The organism is Pseudomonas sp. (assembly GCF_049300855.1).
Classification (GTDB): domain Bacteria; phylum Pseudomonadota; class Gammaproteobacteria; order Pseudomonadales; family Pseudomonadaceae; genus Aquipseudomonas.
In genome coordinates, this window is sequence record NZ_JBAQKH010000026.1 from 160,540 (window position 1) to 177,297 (window position 16,758).

The 16,758-nt window shown below is 58.6% G+C and carries 16 protein-coding genes; 11 read left to right on the plus strand and 5 right to left on the minus strand.

The genetic code is table 11. From position 1 onward, the window contains the following. The first annotated feature begins 128 nt into the window (after positions 1 to 128). The 4 genes from secA to WA225_RS10290 all read left to right on the plus strand — a co-directional run bounded on the left by secA (position 129) and on the right by WA225_RS10290 (position 5,960). Entirely contained in the window at positions 129 to 2,864 is a 2,736-nt protein-coding gene (secA, locus tag WA225_RS10275; RefSeq protein WP_422607851.1) for a preprotein translocase subunit SecA, read from the plus strand. A gap of 122 nt (positions 2,865 to 2,986) precedes the next feature. Next, a complete protein-coding gene (gene argJ, locus WA225_RS10280) occupies positions 2,987 to 4,204 on the plus strand; it encodes a bifunctional glutamate N-acetyltransferase/amino-acid acetyltransferase ArgJ (protein ID WP_422607852.1) in 1,218 nt (405 codons plus the stop codon). 179 nt (positions 4,205 to 4,383) lie between these two features. Next, a complete protein-coding gene (locus WA225_RS10285; protein WP_422607853.1) occupies positions 4,384 to 5,016 on the plus strand; it encodes a glutathione S-transferase family protein in 633 nt (210 codons plus the stop codon). Next, complete coding sequence (locus tag WA225_RS10290) at positions 5,013 to 5,960, plus strand: Nudix family hydrolase (RefSeq protein WP_422607854.1); 948 nt, start codon at positions 5,013 to 5,015, stop codon at positions 5,958 to 5,960. Before WA225_RS10285 ends, WA225_RS10290 begins: the two co-directional genes overlap by 4 nt. Before the next feature lie 113 nt (positions 5,961 to 6,073). On the opposite strand, the gene WA225_RS10295 is transcribed toward WA225_RS10290, so the two are convergent. From WA225_RS10295 to WA225_RS10305, 3 genes are read right to left on the minus strand one after another with little or no spacing between them, the layout of a single operon-like run. Continuing rightward, positions 6,074 to 6,658, minus strand: coding sequence for a cob(I)yrinic acid a,c-diamide adenosyltransferase (locus tag WA225_RS10295; RefSeq protein ID WP_422607855.1), 585 nt, complete (start codon positions 6,656 to 6,658; stop codon positions 6,074 to 6,076). 3 nt (positions 6,659 to 6,661) lie between these two features. After that, entirely contained in the window at positions 6,662 to 8,698 is a 2,037-nt protein-coding gene (locus WA225_RS10300; RefSeq protein WP_422607856.1) for a sensor histidine kinase, read from the minus strand. 45 nt (positions 8,699 to 8,743) lie between these two features. Then, positions 8,744 to 9,661 (minus strand): putative 2-dehydropantoate 2-reductase, encoded by a 918-nt coding sequence (locus WA225_RS10305; protein ID WP_422607857.1) that lies wholly within the window; start codon positions 9,659 to 9,661, stop codon positions 8,744 to 8,746. A gap of 140 nt (positions 9,662 to 9,801) precedes the next feature. Between WA225_RS10305 and WA225_RS10310 the strand changes: the two genes are divergently transcribed. Continuing rightward, entirely contained in the window at positions 9,802 to 10,287 is a 486-nt protein-coding gene (locus tag WA225_RS10310) for a YajQ family cyclic di-GMP-binding protein (RefSeq protein WP_008080210.1), read from the plus strand. 180 nt (positions 10,288 to 10,467) lie between these two features. Then, on the plus strand, positions 10,468 to 11,310 hold the full coding sequence (locus tag WA225_RS10315; protein WP_122844494.1) for a mechanosensitive ion channel family protein: 843 nt from the start codon (positions 10,468 to 10,470) through the stop codon (positions 11,308 to 11,310). Positions 11,311 to 11,540: 230 nt separating this feature from the next. Here the strand turns inward: WA225_RS10315 and WA225_RS10320 are convergent, their stop codons facing one another. Then, positions 11,541 to 12,836 (minus strand): OprD family porin, encoded by a 1,296-nt coding sequence (locus WA225_RS10320; protein WP_186623886.1) that lies wholly within the window; start codon positions 12,834 to 12,836, stop codon positions 11,541 to 11,543. Positions 12,837 to 13,735: 899 nt separating this feature from the next. Between WA225_RS10320 and WA225_RS10325 the strand changes: the two genes are divergently transcribed. Beyond that, positions 13,736 to 14,161: an HIT family protein gene (locus WA225_RS10325; RefSeq protein ID WP_422607858.1), complete on the plus strand. Its 426-nt coding sequence runs from the start codon at positions 13,736 to 13,738 to the stop codon at positions 14,159 to 14,161. A gap of 3 nt (positions 14,162 to 14,164) precedes the next feature. Continuing rightward, the gene (locus WA225_RS10330; RefSeq protein ID WP_095188019.1) at positions 14,165 to 14,371 is read left to right on the plus strand and encodes a SlyX family protein; all 207 of its coding nucleotides are present in this window, start codon (positions 14,165 to 14,167) and stop codon (positions 14,369 to 14,371) included. A 72-nt stretch (positions 14,372 to 14,443) separates the two neighbouring features. On the opposite strand, the gene WA225_RS10335 is transcribed toward WA225_RS10330, so the two are convergent. Further along, complete coding sequence (locus WA225_RS10335; RefSeq protein WP_064119104.1) at positions 14,444 to 15,046, minus strand: cold-shock protein; 603 nt, start codon at positions 15,044 to 15,046, stop codon at positions 14,444 to 14,446. Between the two features lie 312 nt (positions 15,047 to 15,358). Here WA225_RS10335 and WA225_RS10340 point away from each other — a divergent pair, with 312 nt between their 5' ends. The 3 genes from WA225_RS10340 (at position 15,359) to WA225_RS10350 (ending at position 16,705) form a co-directional block, all read left to right on the plus strand. Beyond that, positions 15,359 to 15,829, plus strand: a complete 471-nt coding sequence (locus tag WA225_RS10340) for a Dps family protein (RefSeq protein ID WP_025112783.1) — start codon at positions 15,359 to 15,361, stop codon at positions 15,827 to 15,829. A 184-nt stretch (positions 15,830 to 16,013) separates the two neighbouring features. After that, positions 16,014 to 16,352, plus strand: a complete 339-nt coding sequence (locus tag WA225_RS10345; RefSeq protein ID WP_064119105.1) for a ribbon-helix-helix domain-containing protein — start codon at positions 16,014 to 16,016, stop codon at positions 16,350 to 16,352. A gap of 131 nt (positions 16,353 to 16,483) precedes the next feature. Further along, on the plus strand, positions 16,484 to 16,705 hold the full coding sequence (locus WA225_RS10350) for an FmdB family zinc ribbon protein (protein ID WP_064119106.1): 222 nt from the start codon (positions 16,484 to 16,486) through the stop codon (positions 16,703 to 16,705). Positions 16,706 to 16,758 lie beyond the last annotated feature (53 nt).

Sequence of the window (16,758 nt, forward strand, 5' to 3'; positions counted from 1 at the left end):
TGGAACATCGCCACTTTCCTCACTTCCGTTTCCGGGTAGAATGCTCGTTCGCATGCGGCCATGAGGGCTGCACGGGCGACGCTCACGGGGCCGCCCTCCATCCCTTTAGTGTGGAAGATCCTGCCGATATGTTTGCGCCTTTGTTAAAGAAACTTTTTGGAAGCAAGAACGAGCGTGAAGTCAAACGCATGCTCAAGACGGTGCAGCTCGTCAATGCCTTCGAAGAGCAAATGGTGGCCCTTTCGGACGATCAATTGCGCGCCAAGACCGCTGAGTTCAAGGCCCGCATCGCCAAAGGGGAAACCCTCGACAAGCTGTTGCCAGAAGCCTTTGCGGTCGCCCGCGAAGCCGGCAAGCGCATCATGGGTATGCGCCACTTCGACGTACAGCTCGTCGGTGGCATGACCTTGCACGAAGGCAAGATCGCCGAAATGCGCACCGGTGAGGGTAAAACCCTCGTAGCGACCTTGGGCGTTTACCTCAACGCACTGTCCGGCAAGGGCGTGCACGTTGTGACGGTGAACGACTACCTGGCGCGTCGTGACGCCAACTGGATGCGCCCGCTGTATGAATTCCTCGGCCTGACCGTCGGCGTCGTGACGCCGTTCCAGCCGCCGGAAGAGAAACGTCTGGCCTACGCCGCCGACATCACCTACGGCACCAACAACGAATTCGGTTTCGATTACCTGCGCGACAACATGGCGTTCAGCATGGAAGAAAAATTCCAGCGCGAACTCAACTTTGCCGTGATCGACGAAGTCGACTCCATCCTCATCGACGAAGCGCGTACCCCGCTGATCATCTCCGGTCAGGCCGAGGACAGCTCCAAGCTGTACATGGAGATCAATAAACTGATCCCGCAGCTGGAACTGCACGTTGAAGAAGTCGAAGGCGAAGTCACCAAGGCTGGCCACTACACCGTTGACGAGAAGACCCGTCAGGTCGAACTCAACGAAGCCGGTCACCAGTTCATCGAAGACATGCTCACCCGCGTCGGCCTGCTGGCTGAAGGCGAGAGCCTGTACTCGGCGCACAACCTGGGCCTGCTGACCCACGTGTATGCCGGTCTGCGTGCGCACAAGCTGTTCAACCGCAACATCGAATACATCGTGCAGGACGGTCAGGTCGTACTGGTCGACGAACATACCGGTCGTACCATGCCGGGCCGTCGTCTGTCCGAAGGCCTGCACCAGGCCATCGAAGCCAAGGAAGGCCTGAACATCCAGGCCGAGAGCCAGACCCTGGCCTCGACCACTTTCCAGAACTACTTCCGTCTGTACACCAAGCTGTCCGGCATGACCGGTACCGCTGACACCGAAGCGTTCGAATTCCACCAGATCTATGGTCTGGAAGTGATGGTCATTCCGCCGAACAAACCGTTGGCGCGTAAAGACTTCAACGACCTGGTGTTCCTCACTGCCGAAGAGAAATACGCGGCGATCGTTGCGGACATCAAGGAAAGCATGGCCGCCGGTCGTCCGGTGCTGGTGGGTACTGCGACCATCGAAACCTCCGAGCACATGTCCGCATTGCTCGTGAAGGAAGGCATCGAACACAAGGTTCTGAACGCCAAGTTCCACGAAAAAGAAGCCGAGATCATCGCGCAGGCCGGTCGTCCGGGCGCCCTGACCATCGCCACCAACATGGCCGGTCGTGGTACCGACATCCTGTTGGGCGGTAACTGGGAAGTTGAAGTCGCCTCGCTGGAAGACCCGACCCCTGAGCAAATCGCGCAGATCAAGGCCGACTGGCAGAAGCGTCACCAGCAAGTGCTGGAATCCGGCGGTTTGCAGGTGATTGCTTCCGAGCGTCACGAATCGCGTCGTATCGACAACCAGTTGCGTGGCCGTGCCGGCCGTCAGGGTGACGCCGGTTCCAGCCGCTTCTACCTGTCGCTGGAAGACAGCCTGATGCGCATCTTCGCTTCTGATCGAGTGAAGAACTTCATGAAAGCCCTGGGCATGCAGCCGGGCGAAGCGATCGAGCACCGCATGGTGACCAACGCGATCGAGAAGGCGCAGCGCAAGGTTGAAGGCCGCAACTTCGACATTCGTAAACAACTGCTCGAGTTCGACGACGTCAACAACGAACAGCGTAAAGTGATTTATCACATGCGTAACACGTTGCTGGCCGCTGACAACATCGGTGAGACCATCGCCGATTTCCGTCAGGACGTGCTCAACGCCACCGTCAGCGCGCACATTCCGCCGCAATCGCTGCCAGAGCAGTGGGACGTGGCCGGTCTGGAAGCGTCGATTGCCAGCGACTTCGGCGTGACATTGCCGATCCAGCAATGGCTCGACGAAGACGATCACCTGTACGAAGAAACCCTGCGCGAGAAGCTCATGACCGAGCTGATGGCGGCGTACAACGAGAAAGAAGACCAGGCCGGTGCCGACGCACTGCGCTCGTTCGAGAAACAAATCGTGCTGCGCGTACTGGACGATCTGTGGAAAGACCACCTGTCGACCATGGATCACCTGCGTCACGGTATCCACTTGCGTGGCTACGCTCAGAAGAACCCGAAGCAGGAATACAAGCGCGAGTCGTTCACGCTGTTCTCCGAACTGCTCGATTCGATCAAGCGCGACTCGATCCGTGTGCTGTCGCACGTTCAGGTGCGCCGCGAAGATCCGGAAGCCGAAGAGCAACGTCTGCGTCAGGAAGCCGAAGCACTGGCCGCCCGCATGCAGTTCGAACACGCCGAAGCGCCAGGTCTGGAGCAACCGGAAATACTCGGTGAAGAGGTTGATGTAGCCCTCGCCACCGCGCCGGTGCGCAACGAGCAGAAGCTGGGCCGCAACGAACTGTGCTACTGCGGTTCGGGCAAGAAATTCAAGCATTGCCACGGGCAGATCCAGTAACCCCCGTTTCAATCGCTGAAATACCCGCGCCGCGACCGGCTCCTGCCGTCGCGGCGTTTTGCCATTTAAACCACCGTCGCGGCGAGTGACGGTGCTGACATCATTGAGTAAGGAGCGCATTCATGGCTGTTGGTCTTGGTCCTTTGCCAACGTTGCACCCGGTTGCCGGTTTTGAACTCGGTATCGCCTCGGCCGGCATCAAGCGCCCCGGGCGCAAAGATGTCGTTGTGATGCGCTGCGCCGAAGGTTCGACCGTGGCCGGTGTGTTCACGTTGAACGCCTTTTGTGCCGCGCCAGTGATCCTGGCGAAGAAGCGCGTACAGAATGACGTGCGTTATCTGCTGACCAACACTGGCAACGCCAACGCAGGCACCGGTGAGCCGGGCCTGGCTGCCGCTGAGCGCACCACTGCCAAACTGGCTGAGCTGACCGGCGTCGATGCCAGCCAGATCCTGCCGTACTCCACCGGCGTGATCGGCGAACCGCTGCCGGTCGAGAAGATTGAAGGCGCACTGCAAGCCGCGCTGGACGATCTGTCGGAAAACAACTGGGAAGCCGCCGCCACCGGCATCATGACCACCGACACCCTGCCGAAGGGCGCCAGCCGCCAGTTCGAACATGACGGCGTGACCATCACCGTCACCGGCATCAGCAAAGGCGCGGGCATGATCCGTCCGAACATGGCGACCATGCTCGGCTACATCGCCACCGACGCGAAAGTCTCCCGCGAGGTGCTGCACAACTTGATGCTCGACGGCGCGAACAAGTCGTTCAACCGTATCACCATCGACGGCGATACCTCGACCAACGACTGCTGCATGTTGATCGCCACGGGTAAAGCCGCACTGCCGGAAATCAGCCATGCCGAAGGCGAGCTGTTCGCCAAGCTCAAGCAAGCGGTGTTCGAAGTGTGCATGGACGTGGCCCAGGCCATCGTGCGTGACGGCGAAGGCGCGACCAAGTTTGTCACTGTTGAAGTGAATGGCGGCGGCAACCATCAGGAATGCCTCGACGTCGGCTACACCGTGGCGCACTCGCCGCTGATCAAGACCGCGCTGTTCGCCTCCGATCCGAACTGGGGCCGCATTCTGGCTGCCGTCGGTCGTGCCGGCGTGCCGGATCTGGACGTGAGCAAGATCGACGTGTTCCTCGGCGATGTGTGCATCGCCAGCCGTGGCGCGCGCGCAGCCACCTACACTGAAGCGCAGGGTTCGGCGGTGATGCAGCAGGAAGAGATCACTATCCGCATCGAGCTGGGTCGCGGCGATTGCAGCGAAACCATCTGGACCACCGACCTGTCGCATGAATACGTGAAGATCAACGCCGAATACCGCACTTGATCCAATAGGTGGAGCGGGCTGCCGGCCTCTTCGCGGGCAAGCCTGCTCCCACAGAGTTCTGTGGTGTACACAAAATTTGTGAGCGACTTCAGTCACTGTGGGAGCGGGCTTGCCCGCGATGACGGACGAACAGACGCCAGACATTCTGGATTGTTTCCCTGAGAAGAAGGTATTCACCCATGTCCTTGCACCTGATCATCGGCGACAAACTGCTTTCCTCCTGGTCCCTGCGCGCCGCTCTGGCCGTTGAATTGACCGGCGCACCCTACAGCGAAGAACTGATCAAACTCGGCAAACCCGACACCCGCGCGCTGCTGCTCAAGCATTCGCCGACCGCCAAGGTGCCGCTGCTGCAAACCTCGCGTGGCACGATTGCCGACTCGCTGGCCATTGCCGAATACCTCGCCGAGCAGTTTCCGTCCGAGCAACTCTGGCCGAGCGATATTTACGCGCGTGCCCAGGCCCGATCCGCCTGCGCCCAGATGCACAGCGGCTTCTTCGCCATGCGCAATCACATGCCCTTCAACCTCAACCATGACGCGCCGCTGAACCCGGTGCCGCCAGAAGTGAAGGTCGATATCGAGCGCATGCTCGCGCTGTGGGCCGAGTGCCGTGCCGCCGCCACCGAGAGCGGACCCTATCTGTTTGGCCGGGTCAGTCTGGCCGATGCGTTCTTCGCGCCGATTGCCGTGCGTCTGCGCACTTATCAGGTGCAACTGCCGGCCGCCGACGAAGCCTATGTTGAAACCGTCTACCAATGGCCCGCGTTCAAGGCGTGGCAAAAGGCCGGACTGGAGGAGTTGAATCCGTGAAACGTGTACACGTCGCCGCTGCGGTCATTCGTGACGACAGCGGCAAAATCCTCATCGCCCGCCGCGCCGACAGCCAGCATCAAGGTGGTCTGTGGGAGTTTCCCGGCGGTAAGGTCGAGGCCGACGAGTCGGTCGAAAGCGCACTGGCCCGTGAGTTGCAGGAAGAGTTGGGCATCGTCGTTGGCGCTGCCCGACCGTTGATCAAAGTGCGTCACGACTATCCGGACAAGCAGGTGTTGCTGGATGTCTGGGAAGTCTCGGCATTCACCGGTGAGCCGCACGGTGCCGAAGGCCAGCCGTTGGCCTGGGTTACGGCGAAAGAACTGGCGAACTACGAATTCCCGGCGGCTAACCAGCCGATCGTGGCGGCGGCGCGCCTGCCAGCCGAGTACTTGATCACCCCGGAAGATCTGGAAACCCCGGCGTTGCTGCGCGGTATCCAGAAGGCGATTGCCGGCGGGATCAAATTGATTCAGTTGCGTGCGCCGAATGGCTATGACCCCAAGTACCGCGATCTGGCGGTCGATGCGGTCGGGCTGTGCGCGGGCAAGGCGCAGTTGATGATCAAGGGGCCGTTCGAATGGCTTGGCGATTTCCCGTCGGCCGGTTGGCACATCACCTCTGCACAGTTGCGTAAATACGCGGCGGCGGGGCGTCCGTTGCCGGCGGAGCGCTGGTTGGCGGCGTCGTGCCACAACGCTGAAGAGTTGGCGCTGGCCGAGCAGATGGGCGTGGATTTCGTTACGCTGTCGCCGGTACAACCGACATTGACGCACCCTGATGCGCAGCCGCTGGGCTGGGAGCAGGCCGGGGCGTTGATCGAAGGCTTCAGTAAACCGGTGTTTCTGTTGGGCGGAGTTGGCCCGGTTGAGCGCGAAAAAGCCTGGGGCGTTGGTGCACAAGGCGTGGCGGGGATTCGCGCGTTCTGGCCTGAATCTCTGTAAAGGCTGCCGGCCTCTTCGCGAGCAAGCTCGCTCCCACAGTTGATTGGGTTCATCCAGTTGGAATGCAGCCAAATGTGGGAGCGAGCTTGCTCGCGAAGGCGATCTGTCAGGCGCTACATCTCTGTGGGTTTTCGGGCCGGCTGCCAGAGAATCTCTGCAATTCCCTGCCGCCGCGCAATCAACCGCGCCGCCACAAACAACAAATCCGACAACCGATTGATATACGCCAACCCAACCCCGGCCAACGGTTCCACCGCGTTCAGGTGCTGACAGCGGCGCTCGGCACTCCGCGCCAGACTCCGACACACATGCGCCTGCGCAATCAGCATCGAGCCACCCGGCAGAATGAAATTCTCCAACGGCCCCAGCTCTTCATTCCAGACATCGATCGCCGCCTCCAGCCGTTCGATTTCGGCGGTGTTCAATGCCTGATACTCCGGCATCGCCAACTCGCCACCCAAATCAAACAAGCGATGCTGACAAGGCGCCAACACCTCAATCAGCTCATTCAGGCCCGGACACGCCTCGCGCTCGGCAAGCAACCCGGCCAACAACACACCGACCTGACTGTTGAGCGTATCGACCTCGCCAATCGCTTCGATGCGCGGGTGATCCTTGGGTACGCGGCGGCCATCGCCCAGGCCGGTTTCGCCTTTGTCACCAGTGCGGGTGTAGATCTTCGACAAGCGAAAGCCCATGGGTTACCTCGGTAGTTGATTGTTTTCGACCGCAATCGGCGCAGGTTGCGCCAGCGGCAGGCGCAGGGTGAAGCAGGTGCCTTGACCCGGTGCTGACTGCACCTCCATCTGCCCTTTGTGATTGTTGGTGATGATGAAGTACGACACCGACAAGCCAAGGCCGGTGCCCTGGCCGATTTCCTTGGTGGTGAAGAACGGCTCGAAGGTGCGTTTGCGCACGCTCTCGCTCATGCCGATGCCGTTGTCCTCGACCTGAATCTCGGCCCACGGCGGATTGAGGCGGGTGCGCAAAATAATGCGCCCCGGCTCGCTGTCGCCCTCGCGCTGGTGTATCGCTTGCGCGGCATTCTTCAGCAGGTTGAGCAGCACTTGTTCCAGTTCGTTGGCGGTGCCCGGCACCGGGCCCAGCGCCGGGTCGAACTGGCGGATGATCGCCTGACCCTTGAAGTCGAAACCGATGGCCAGATCGAAGTCGTTGCCGGCAATGTCCACGGCCTGGTCGATCAGTGCCGGCAGGTCGCACGGCGCCATTTGCCGGGTGCTGCGGCGGCTGAAACTGAGCATGTGCGTGACGATTTTCGCCGCGCGGGCGCCGGCCTGCTGAATGCCGTCGAGCAATTGCGGGACTTCGCGGCCCTGCAGATAACGGTTTACCGAGTCCAGTTCTATGCCCAGTTGTTCGGCGGTTTCGAGGTTTTTCGGCAGGTCCGTCGAGAGCCGCCGGCGGATGTTCTGTACGTTGTGCAGAATCGCGCCCAACGGGTTGTTGATTTCATGGGCCATGCCGGCCGCGAGGCCGCCGACCGAGAGCATTTTTTCCGACTGCACCATCATTTCTTCCAGCGACAGACGCTGGGTGATGTCGTCGATACGGATCACCACGCCACGCCCGGCACCGCCCATCAGCGGATAGAAGGTCAGTGCGTAATGTTTCGGCTCGTCGTCCTTGAACCAGGTCACCCGCTCGATTTTCGCCACGCTGTGTTGTTCGACGGTTTCCTTGAGCTGTGGCAGAAACGGTTTGAGCGGTTCGAAGGCAAGGAAGATCGGCTGGTTCAACGCTTCGTCCAGACGTGTGCCGGAGAGGGCGCTGGCCTCCTGGTTCCATTGAGTGACGTAAAGCTGTTCGTCGAGGGCGATCAGCGCCGACGGCATCGAGTCGATGATGCTGTTGAGGTAGTTCTGGAAACCGGTGAGCTTCTTCTCGATCTTGCTGCGCACCTGGACTTCCAGTTCCAGCTTGCGGTTGGTGTGGCGGGTTTCTTCGGCCAGCCCTTGCGCCTGATCGTACGCGGCTTGCGAGTCGTCGCGGGCGCGCTTGAGCTGCTGCTCGCGGGCCTCGATGCGCGACAGCATGGTATTGAACGCCTCGGCCAGACTGCCGATTTCGTCGTGGTTACCGCGAGAGGCGCGCAGGGCGTAGTTCTCTTCCCGGGTGACCTGGCGGGACAATTCCTCAAGCTGATGGATCGGCCGGGTAATCAGGCGTTTGATCTGCCGGGCGATCACCAGCCACAACAGCACACTGAAAATCAGAATGCCAAGACTCGCGGTCAGGGTGCCGGTATAAAACGCCATCGGCAGTTCGCTGCTGGCCACCAGCAATAGATGACCGGGCGCGGTGCCGGGGCGGGGCAGGGTGATCAACTGGTTGCTGCGAAATTCGGTGAGTTGCCAGGCTTCAATGTGCCGGTAGCGTTCCGGCAGGCTGAGTTTGTCGCCACGCTGGACTTGCGCCAGGCGTTCGCCCTTGCCGTCATACAATGCGGCGGCGCGCAGGGGGGAATAGCTGTCGAGTTCTTTGAGCAGGCGTTCGGCGCTTTGCGGTGATTGCAGGGCTTCACTGACCAGACTCGGGTTGGAAATCAGTCGACCGATGGTCTGCAACGCCTGCGGCGCCATGCTTTCCTGGGAGATGTAATAGGCGGCGCTGATAAAAGTCAGGTTGGCGACCAGCAAGACCGTGGTCAACAGCACCAGCAGGGCGGCCAGCAGTTTCTGGCCGACCGGCAGGTTTTCGAGGCGCTGGCGCAATGGCATCAGGTTTATCGCAGCAAAGGAACAAGTCGCCAGCGTAGCCGCTGCTCAGTCGCTGGGCAATCCGAGGCTGTGCAGATGCGTGATCAGTCGTTGCTGCAATTGCTTGAGGTGCGGCAGGTTCAACTGGTGGCGCGCGGCGACTTTGCAGGCGTGGCCCAGCAGATAGCTGATCTCGGTGCGGCGCTGATTGGCGACGTCCTGATACATCGATGAGTAATTGGCGGCGGTAGCAAGGATGACCCTTTCGACTTCCTGTTGCAGGTTTTCTGCTGCAGCCGGTTGGCCGCAGCGCTCCAGCAGTTCGGCCAGTTCGCCACACAGCGTAGCGACTTCGCAGTGATGTTCCTGCAATCCGCCGTTGCGGCATTCGTGCAACACAGTGAGCGGATTGATCGCACAGTTGAGCGCCAGTTTGCGCCACAACCTTGTGAGGATGTCGGTGCTCCATTCATGGGGGATTTTTGCTGCGTCGAGATCGTCCAGCCAGATGGGCGCGACCGGATGGCCGGCATCACCCAGCCAGGTGTAACCATGGCCTGCGAATACCACGCGCCAGTCGCCATCACGGAAAGCCCCCTCGGTACTTGAAGCGCTGATGCAGCGGGCCTGCGGTACAACGTTGGCGACGGCGTCCTGACTGCCGAGGCCGTTTTGCAGGAGGATCAGTTCGGCGTCCTCTGCCAGCCGCGGGGCGAGACGAGCGACTGCGCTTTCGGCGTCGTAGGCTTTGCACGCCACCAGCAAACGGCGGATCGGCTCGGGGCTGTCGGGTGTTTCGCCGGGCACCGCGTAGGTAGTGGCCACACCGTGTTCCACCAGCGTCAGGCCGCCCGCGGCTTGATAGTTTTGCAAACGTTCGGCATCGCGCACGATCAGCCGGACCGGCAGGCCGGCCCGAGCCAGACGTGTGGCCCACAACGTGCCGAGGCTGCCGGCGCCAAGAACGTGCCAGGGGGTGGCCATCAGTTTTTTGCTCGATTGCGTACAGGCATGTGCGGCTCGCCGTGTTCGTAGGAAAAGACCCGTTATAATGAGCCCGATTTTAACCGCAAGCCAAGCGCGCTCCATCCTCATCGAGCGCGCCTTTTTATTGGAGAGATTACATGCCGTCGTTCGACGTGGTATCCGAACTGGACAAACACGAACTCACCAACGCGGTCGAGAACGCCGTGAAGGAACTCGATCGTCGTTATGACCTGAAAGGCAAAGGCAGCTTCGAGTTCAAGGAAAAGGACCTCACTGTCAGCCTGACCGCTGAAGCCGGGTTCCAGCTGGAAGCGATGATCGAAATCCTCAAGCTGGCGCTGGTCAAGCGCAAGATCGACGTGCAGTGCCTTGAGGTCAAGGACGCCTACGCTTCGGGCAAGCTGATGAAGCAGGACGCCATCCTCAAGGAAGGCATCGACAAGGAACTGGCGAAGAAAATCGTTGGCCACATCAAGGACGCCAAGCTCAAAGTGCAGGCTGCCATTCAAGGCGAGCAAGTGCGCGTGACCGGCAAGAAGCGTGATGACCTGCAAGAGGCCATCGCGGCACTGCGGGCCAAAGAATTCGGCATGCCTCTGCAGTTCAACAACTTCCGCGACTAAGCTCGGTCAGATGACCTGTGGGAGCGAGCTTGCTCGCGAAAGCTGTATGTCATTCAGCAATGAGTTGACTGACACACCGCCTTCGCGAGCAGGCTCGCTCCCACATTGTTTGTGTACACCCGGCGGTTTTCTGCCGCTTATTTTTCGCGTGCCGAATGGCCGGAAATCAGGAGATAGAACATGGATTTGAATGCTGAGGTCGACAACCTGGTCAAGGCGTCCCAGGCGTGGATCCCGATGATCATGGAATACGGCAGCCGCGTGCTGCTGGCCGTGATCACGCTCGCCATCGGCTGGTGGCTGATCAACAAGGTCACGCAAAAGCTCGGCGGTCTGTTGGCCCTGCGCAACGCTGATCTGGCGCTGCAAGGTTTTATCAGCAGCCTGGCGAACATCATTCTCAAGGTGTTACTGATCGTCAGCGTCGCGTCGATGATCGGTGTTGAAACCACCTCGTTCGTGGCGGCTATCGGTGCTGCCGGTCTGGCGATCGGTCTGGCGTTGCAGGGCAGCCTGGCGAACTTCGCTGGCGGCGTGTTGATTCTGCTGTTCCGCCCGTTCCGCATCGGTGACTGGATCGAAGCGCAAGGCGTGTCGGGTACCGTCGACAGCATTCAGATTTTTCACACCGTGCTGCGTACTGGCGACAACAAGACCATCATCGTGCCGAACGGCAACCTGTCGAACGGCATTATTACCAACACCAACCGTCAGCCGACTCGCAAGGTTGTGTTCGATGTGGGTGTCGATTACGAGGCCGATCTGCAAAAGGCCCGTCAGGTGCTGCTGGATCTGGCCAAGGATGAGCGCGTGTTGCAGGATCCGGCGCCGCAAGCGGTGATTTCGACCTTGGGCGACAGTTCGATCACTGTTTCCCTGCGTGTCTGGGTTAAAACCGCAGACTATTGGGACGTGATGTTCATGTTTAACGAACAGTCGCGCGATCGTTTAAAAACGGCCGGTATCGATATCCCGTTTCCGCAACGGGTGATTCGCGTAGTTCAGGAAACGGCTGCGCAGTAACAACATTGATACCTGGCTTCGCGGTCAGTTAATTAATGAAAAAACCCAAGTGCTGTTCGCAGCCTTGGGTTTTTTTATGTGTGTGTTGAAAGTTTGCTGGCTAATAGATAGCTGGCTAATTTTTTTGATTCGCATGCCGTTGGGCCAGGCATAAAAAAACCGCCTACCTGAATCAGGTAGACGGTTTCTATTAGAGCAACGCTCTGAAGTAACGCCGATTTACATCCGTATTACAGGATGTGCAGCGGGTACTCAACGATTACACGGACGTCATTGTTGTCGGCAGTGTAGTCGGCGTTGTACGCACCGTTTGCACGATAGATCGCGCTACGCAGGCGGAACGACAGGTCCTTGGCTGGACCTTCCTGCAGTACGTATTTGGTTTCGAAGTTGAACTCGTTTTCCTTACCTTCGGTATCGGACGAGGTCTTGATGTTGTCACCTTTGACGTAACGCGCCATGAAGCTCAGGCCAGGAACGCCGTAGGTCTTCATGTTCAGGTCGTAGCGAGCCTGCCAGGAGCGCTCGTCGCGACCGATGAAGTCGGAGATCTGGATGGAGTTGGCTACGAAGATCGTGCTGTTACCGTCCACGCCGTACAGGTAGTTGGTGTCACCGGTGGAACGCTGGTGAGCGATGGTGAATTTGTGTGCACCGATGCTGTACGCCGCTGCAAGGCTCCACAGTTTGTTGTCCAGTTCGCCGTACAGCGCCTGGCCCTGATCCTTGGTGCGATAGCCGTTGAAGTCGATGTTCAGCGACTGATCGTCATTGATCGGGAAGGTGTAGTTGGCGTTGATGTATTGCTTCTTGAAGTAGTCATCAACGTCCGACGCAGCAACACCGGCAACGAAATTATCGGTGAACTGGTAGGTCGCGCCAGCGATGTTGGCGCTGGTCAGGCCAGGGCCCTTGCCGTTGATGCTGTCCTTGCCCATGCCGGTTTGCGAGCTCAGCGCGGTGAAGCGACCAGCGGTCAGTTCCAGACCTTTGATCTCTTTGCTGGTGAGCAAGGTACCTTCAGCGACTTCTGGCAGCAGACGGCTGTCATCGGTCGCGAATACTGGGCTGGCAACGAATTGACGCCCGTACTTCAGGGTGGTGTCGGAGAGGCGGAATTTGATGGCTGCGCCGGTTTTGCCTTGAGCGTCTTCTGGCTCGCCGTCGCCGTTGCGGGCAAACAGACCGTTACCGGAACGACCTTCGCCACCATCCAGCTTGACGGTGCCCATGGCCATCGCGTCCAGACCAAAACCGATAGTGCCTTGAGTGAAGCCCGACTCGTAGGTCAGCAGTTGGCTGATACCGGTGTCCTGACGGTAGCCGCTCTTAAATGTAGTAGGACCTGTCTGAATATTACCGGCACCATTACGGAAGTCACGGTTCATGTATTCCAGACGGGTTTTCAGATTCAGGCTCTGATCTTCCAGGAAACCCTTCGCGTCATCTTGAGAGGACGCTACTGCGAACTGCGAGGTGCCTGCTGCAACAGCCAGGGCGATCATGCTCCACTTCATCACGCGCATCGTGATTTGCTCCTTTGGTTTTTAGAAGAGTACTGCCGTCCCACCTGTTTTATTATCTGGGCGGCTCTTTCTTTTTGTGTCGGCGCAAACTTATATCACGCCGACAATGTTGGCGATACTTGCGAATCTAACCTTTCACCTTCTTTACGACGCTGTCGCAAACGGTTGTGTAGATGTCGCAAATTCACAGTACCGATGCAATCGGGCCTACAACTTTCTCGCTGTTTTTTTAGCCGTTTGCATCGCTAAAAAAGAGTCCCTGGCAAAACACTTGAATCTCCATCGGGCAACCCTGCCACTGTTTTTGTTGGGCTTGAGGCATCCACATCGTGTGGTGCGCTTATAGTCCATATGTGTGCGAATGCAACAAGCGTGCACAAACCGCAATGTCAGTGCGGTTATTTTTCTGCACAGCGCGTGTTACCTGTAAAAACCTCATAAATACGGGGCGCAAAGCCCATTTTTACAAGGGCTTGACGCCATTCCTGCAATGGTGTTGCCACGGTGTCAGCTGCACGCGACAGCCAAAAACGTTACCGGTTCACCCCGTGAGTGAGTATTCGGCGGATGCTTCGAAGCATGAGCGTAGACGCACTGTGCGGTTTTGGTGCAAAAAAAATACACGCTGTCCTGTAATCACACAGCTTGCTGAATGGTCGACCTTGAGCGCATCAGGGGTTTTCGGTCATTTGCGCGTGTTTGTTGCCGATCTCGGTTCTTTGCTGGTGCAACGTGTCGGTAAATGTCACATGTCGGGGCGTGCGGCGAATGACGTGAGGGCACTGCTGTCGTGAAGGCTGGCGCATTCACAGGTATGCTGCCGTCCTGTCGCTTGGTGACGCCTTACGCGAGGAGGGCCGCTAAGCTGAATAATGAAACAACAGCCGGGAGTGCGCGCAGTGTTTGCTTTAGATTCACGACTTCAACAGGACACGCTGACGATCGGTGATTTCCCTCTGTGCCGATTGCTGCTCTCCAACGACGCCAATTACCCTTGGTTCATCCTGGTGCCTCGTCGCGACGATATCAGTGAGTTGTTTCAGTTGGATGTCGCTGATCAACAGCAGCTGTGGCAGGAAACCACTGCGCTGGCTGAGCTGCTCAAGGATTTGTTTGACGCCGACAAGATGAACGTCGCGACGTTGGGTAACGTCGTCAGCCAGTTGCACATGCACGTGATTGTGCGCAAACGCGATGACGCCGCCTGGCCGGCGCCGGTCTGGGGCAAGCACCCGGCCAAGCCCTACAGTGCCGAGCAGGTCACCGCCATTCGCGAACGTTTGCAGTTGGTTTTGACCGAGCATTTTACCTTTGTGGAGGGCTGAGTCATGAGCCTGGAAGATCGCGTTACCGATCTGGAAAGCCGTCTGGCGTTTCAGGATGACACCATTCAGGCGTTGAACGACGTGCTGGTGGCGCAGCAGCGAGTGGTCGAGCGCCTGCAATTGCAGATGGCTGCACTGCTCAAGCGCCAGGAAGAGATGGTCGGCCAGTTCGAGTCCTTCGAGGAAGAGGCGCCGCCCCCGCACTATTGAGTCACGACACAGTTTTGCGCAGGCATGAAAAAACCGCGAGCAGCCAGGCTGTTCGCGGTTTTTTGCTTTGGATCAGCGACGCGGCAGAGCGGCGATCACATCCTCGGCTTGCAGGCCTTTGTCTCGGTTCATCACCGAGAATTCGACGCGCTGGCCTTCGACCAGTACGCGGTGGCCTTCGCCACGGATGGCGCGAAAGTGCACGAAAATGTCATCGCCGGAATCCCGGGAGATAAAGCCGAAGCCTTTCGAGGTGTTGAACCACTTCACGGTCCCGGTATCGCGGTTGCTCATGTCGTAGCTGGTGGGTGCAGCGGCAGGTGAAGACTTATAAAAGCTGACGGCCAGGTGTACAACCACGGCAACCAGAGCAATCAACAGACTGAACAACACGGCTGGCTGGCCGGCGATGACAGGCATCGGCGCGATCAGGGTCAAGGTTTGCAGGACGACAGTCAGGACCAGAAGAGCGCTGACGATATTTTGCAGATGCTGACGCGGGCCCTTGTTCCAGTAAGGAATCACTGGCGCGAGAAGCAGGTTCAGCAGGCCGAAAAAGGCCAGGTAAAGTGCATCGGGTTGTTGCAGGTAGGGAACGGCTTCGGATTTCAAGCTAGGGATGAACGACAGCAGCAATGCCGCTGCGCCCATTAGCAGGTGGACGATTTTCAACATTTTAATTGGCTCACGTTTATGACGGCTCACAAGGAAGAGCTGAAGGCGTACGGTTCGCTTCGTAACGAAATAAAGAGGCGGTAGGCACGTACACGGCATCAGCCTATGCGCAAGACCCCGAAAAAAGGGGTATAGCGACACACTGCCTATTTAACAGTAAAGGCCGCAGCTACTCAAATCAGCCCGGCCAGTGGCACTGTGCCGGTCGATTTGTCGCAGCCTGTGCCGCCGATCGGGGCTGCGAGGTGTCGACAGCCTTGCTAGAGTGGGTCTGCACCTGCTGGATGAACTCAATCGCCTTAGGGGGTAAACATGGCAATCGATATCGGTATCAGTGAAGAAGATCGCAAGTCCATCGTCGAAGGGCTGTCACGTCTGCTGTCGGACACCTACGTGCTGTATCTGAAAACCCATAACTTCCACTGGAATGTCACCGGTCCGATGTTCCGTACGCTGCATTTGATGTTCGAAGAGCAATACAACGAGCTGGCGCTGGCCGTGGACTTGATCGCCGAGCGTATTCGGGCGCTGGGGTTTCCGGCGCCTGGCGCCTATGCCACCTACGCACGTCTTTCTTCTATTAAGGAGGAGGTGGGTGTGCCCAGCGCCGAGAACATGATCAAGCAACTGGTCGAGGGTCAGGAAGCCGTAACCCGCACCGCACGCGGTATTTTCCCGCTACTGGACAAGGTCAGCGACGAGCCAACGGCAGACCTGTTGACCCAGCGCATGCAGGTGCACGAGAAAACCGCGTGGATGTTGCGCGCATTGCTCGAAGCCTGATCGACAAGGTGCGCGGGCTTGTTTGAAAGGCCCGCGCGTTGTCCGAAATCTTACTCGTGTGGTCGGCTTATCCTACGGCGTCGGTCAACTAGTCATCTGGATATAACTTTGCGTCTGCGTTTTTATGAAGGGCACAGGATGTGTCTTTTTCAATAAGCAGAGATGGCAAAGGAGTGTCACCTATATGGTAGATGGAGACAGGCGAGGCGACAGGGTTGTCGGCTTGCCACAAGCGTTGAAAGTCGATCCGTTCGTCAACGAATTCGACATGTCGTTGATCCAGCCATTGTCGCGATCCGTGCGTCTGAACGGGTATGCGACCTGCCTGCGGCTGGAGCAGGTTTACTGGAATATCCTCGGCAACATGGCGGCCGATAATGGCTGTTCGGTCAGTTCGCTGCTGTCCCACGTCGATCGTGAAGTGCATTTGCGTCACGGCGGGGTGAAAAACTTCAGTGCGCTGGTGCGAGTGGTTTGCGTGATGAATGGGGTCGAGAAGCAAATGCCGGCGGTTTCAGTCTGAAACGGTGTTTGCCAATGAGGTCGCGGCCTGTGCAGTCTTACGGCTGCACAGGCCGCATTTAATGGATATAATCCCGCTCTTTCGCCGCAAAGCCCTGCGCGCGGTGGCAATCTGATCGCCGAGACACCCCCATGCCGATGTACGATTACCAATGCGCTTCCTGTGGTCATCAGTTGGAAGCCATTCAAAAGATCAGCGAGGCACCGCTGGTCGACTGCCCTGCCTGCCAGGCGCCAGAGCTCAAGAAACAGCTGTCCATGCCGGGCTTTCGCCTCAGCGGCAGCGGTTGGTACGAAACCGATTTCAAGACCGGGACCAAGAAGAATCTGGCCGGTGGCGACAAATCTGACTAGGGTCTACAGCCTGAGTCGAACGACACGCGCGAGCTACCGGATCGCTTGAATGC

What these genes read in the sequence shown, in the direction of transcription:
- secA (WP_422607851.1), top strand. Translation starts at nt 129, where the DNA reads ATGTTTGCGCCTTTGTTAAAGAAACTTTTTGGAAGCAAGAACGAGCGT.
- argJ (WP_422607852.1), top strand. Translation starts at nt 2,987, where the DNA reads ATGGCTGTTGGTCTTGGTCCTTTGCCAACGTTGCACCCGGTTGCCGGT.
- WA225_RS10285 (WP_422607853.1), top strand. Translation starts at nt 4,384, where the DNA reads ATGTCCTTGCACCTGATCATCGGCGACAAACTGCTTTCCTCCTGGTCC.
- WA225_RS10295 (WP_422607855.1), bottom strand. Translation starts at nt 6,658, where the DNA reads ATGGGCTTTCGCTTGTCGAAGATCTACACCCGCACTGGTGACAAAGGC.
- WA225_RS10300 (WP_422607856.1), bottom strand. Translation starts at nt 8,698, where the DNA reads ATGCCATTGCGCCAGCGCCTCGAAAACCTGCCGGTCGGCCAGAAACTG.
- WA225_RS10305 (WP_422607857.1), bottom strand. Translation starts at nt 9,661, where the DNA reads ATGGCCACCCCCTGGCACGTTCTTGGCGCCGGCAGCCTCGGCACGTTG.
- WA225_RS10310 (WP_008080210.1), top strand. Translation starts at nt 9,802, where the DNA reads ATGCCGTCGTTCGACGTGGTATCCGAACTGGACAAACACGAACTCACC.
- WA225_RS10315 (WP_122844494.1), top strand. Translation starts at nt 10,468, where the DNA reads ATGGATTTGAATGCTGAGGTCGACAACCTGGTCAAGGCGTCCCAGGCG.
- WA225_RS10320 (WP_186623886.1), bottom strand. Translation starts at nt 12,836, where the DNA reads ATGCGCGTGATGAAGTGGAGCATGATCGCCCTGGCTGTTGCAGCAGGC.
- WA225_RS10330 (WP_095188019.1), top strand. Translation starts at nt 14,165, where the DNA reads ATGAGCCTGGAAGATCGCGTTACCGATCTGGAAAGCCGTCTGGCGTTT.
- WA225_RS10335 (WP_064119104.1), bottom strand. Translation starts at nt 15,046, where the DNA reads ATGTTGAAAATCGTCCACCTGCTAATGGGCGCAGCGGCATTGCTGCTG.
- WA225_RS10340 (WP_025112783.1), top strand. Translation starts at nt 15,359, where the DNA reads ATGGCAATCGATATCGGTATCAGTGAAGAAGATCGCAAGTCCATCGTC.
- WA225_RS10345 (WP_064119105.1), top strand. Translation starts at nt 16,014, where the DNA reads ATGGTAGATGGAGACAGGCGAGGCGACAGGGTTGTCGGCTTGCCACAA.
- WA225_RS10350 (WP_064119106.1), top strand. Translation starts at nt 16,484, where the DNA reads ATGCCGATGTACGATTACCAATGCGCTTCCTGTGGTCATCAGTTGGAA.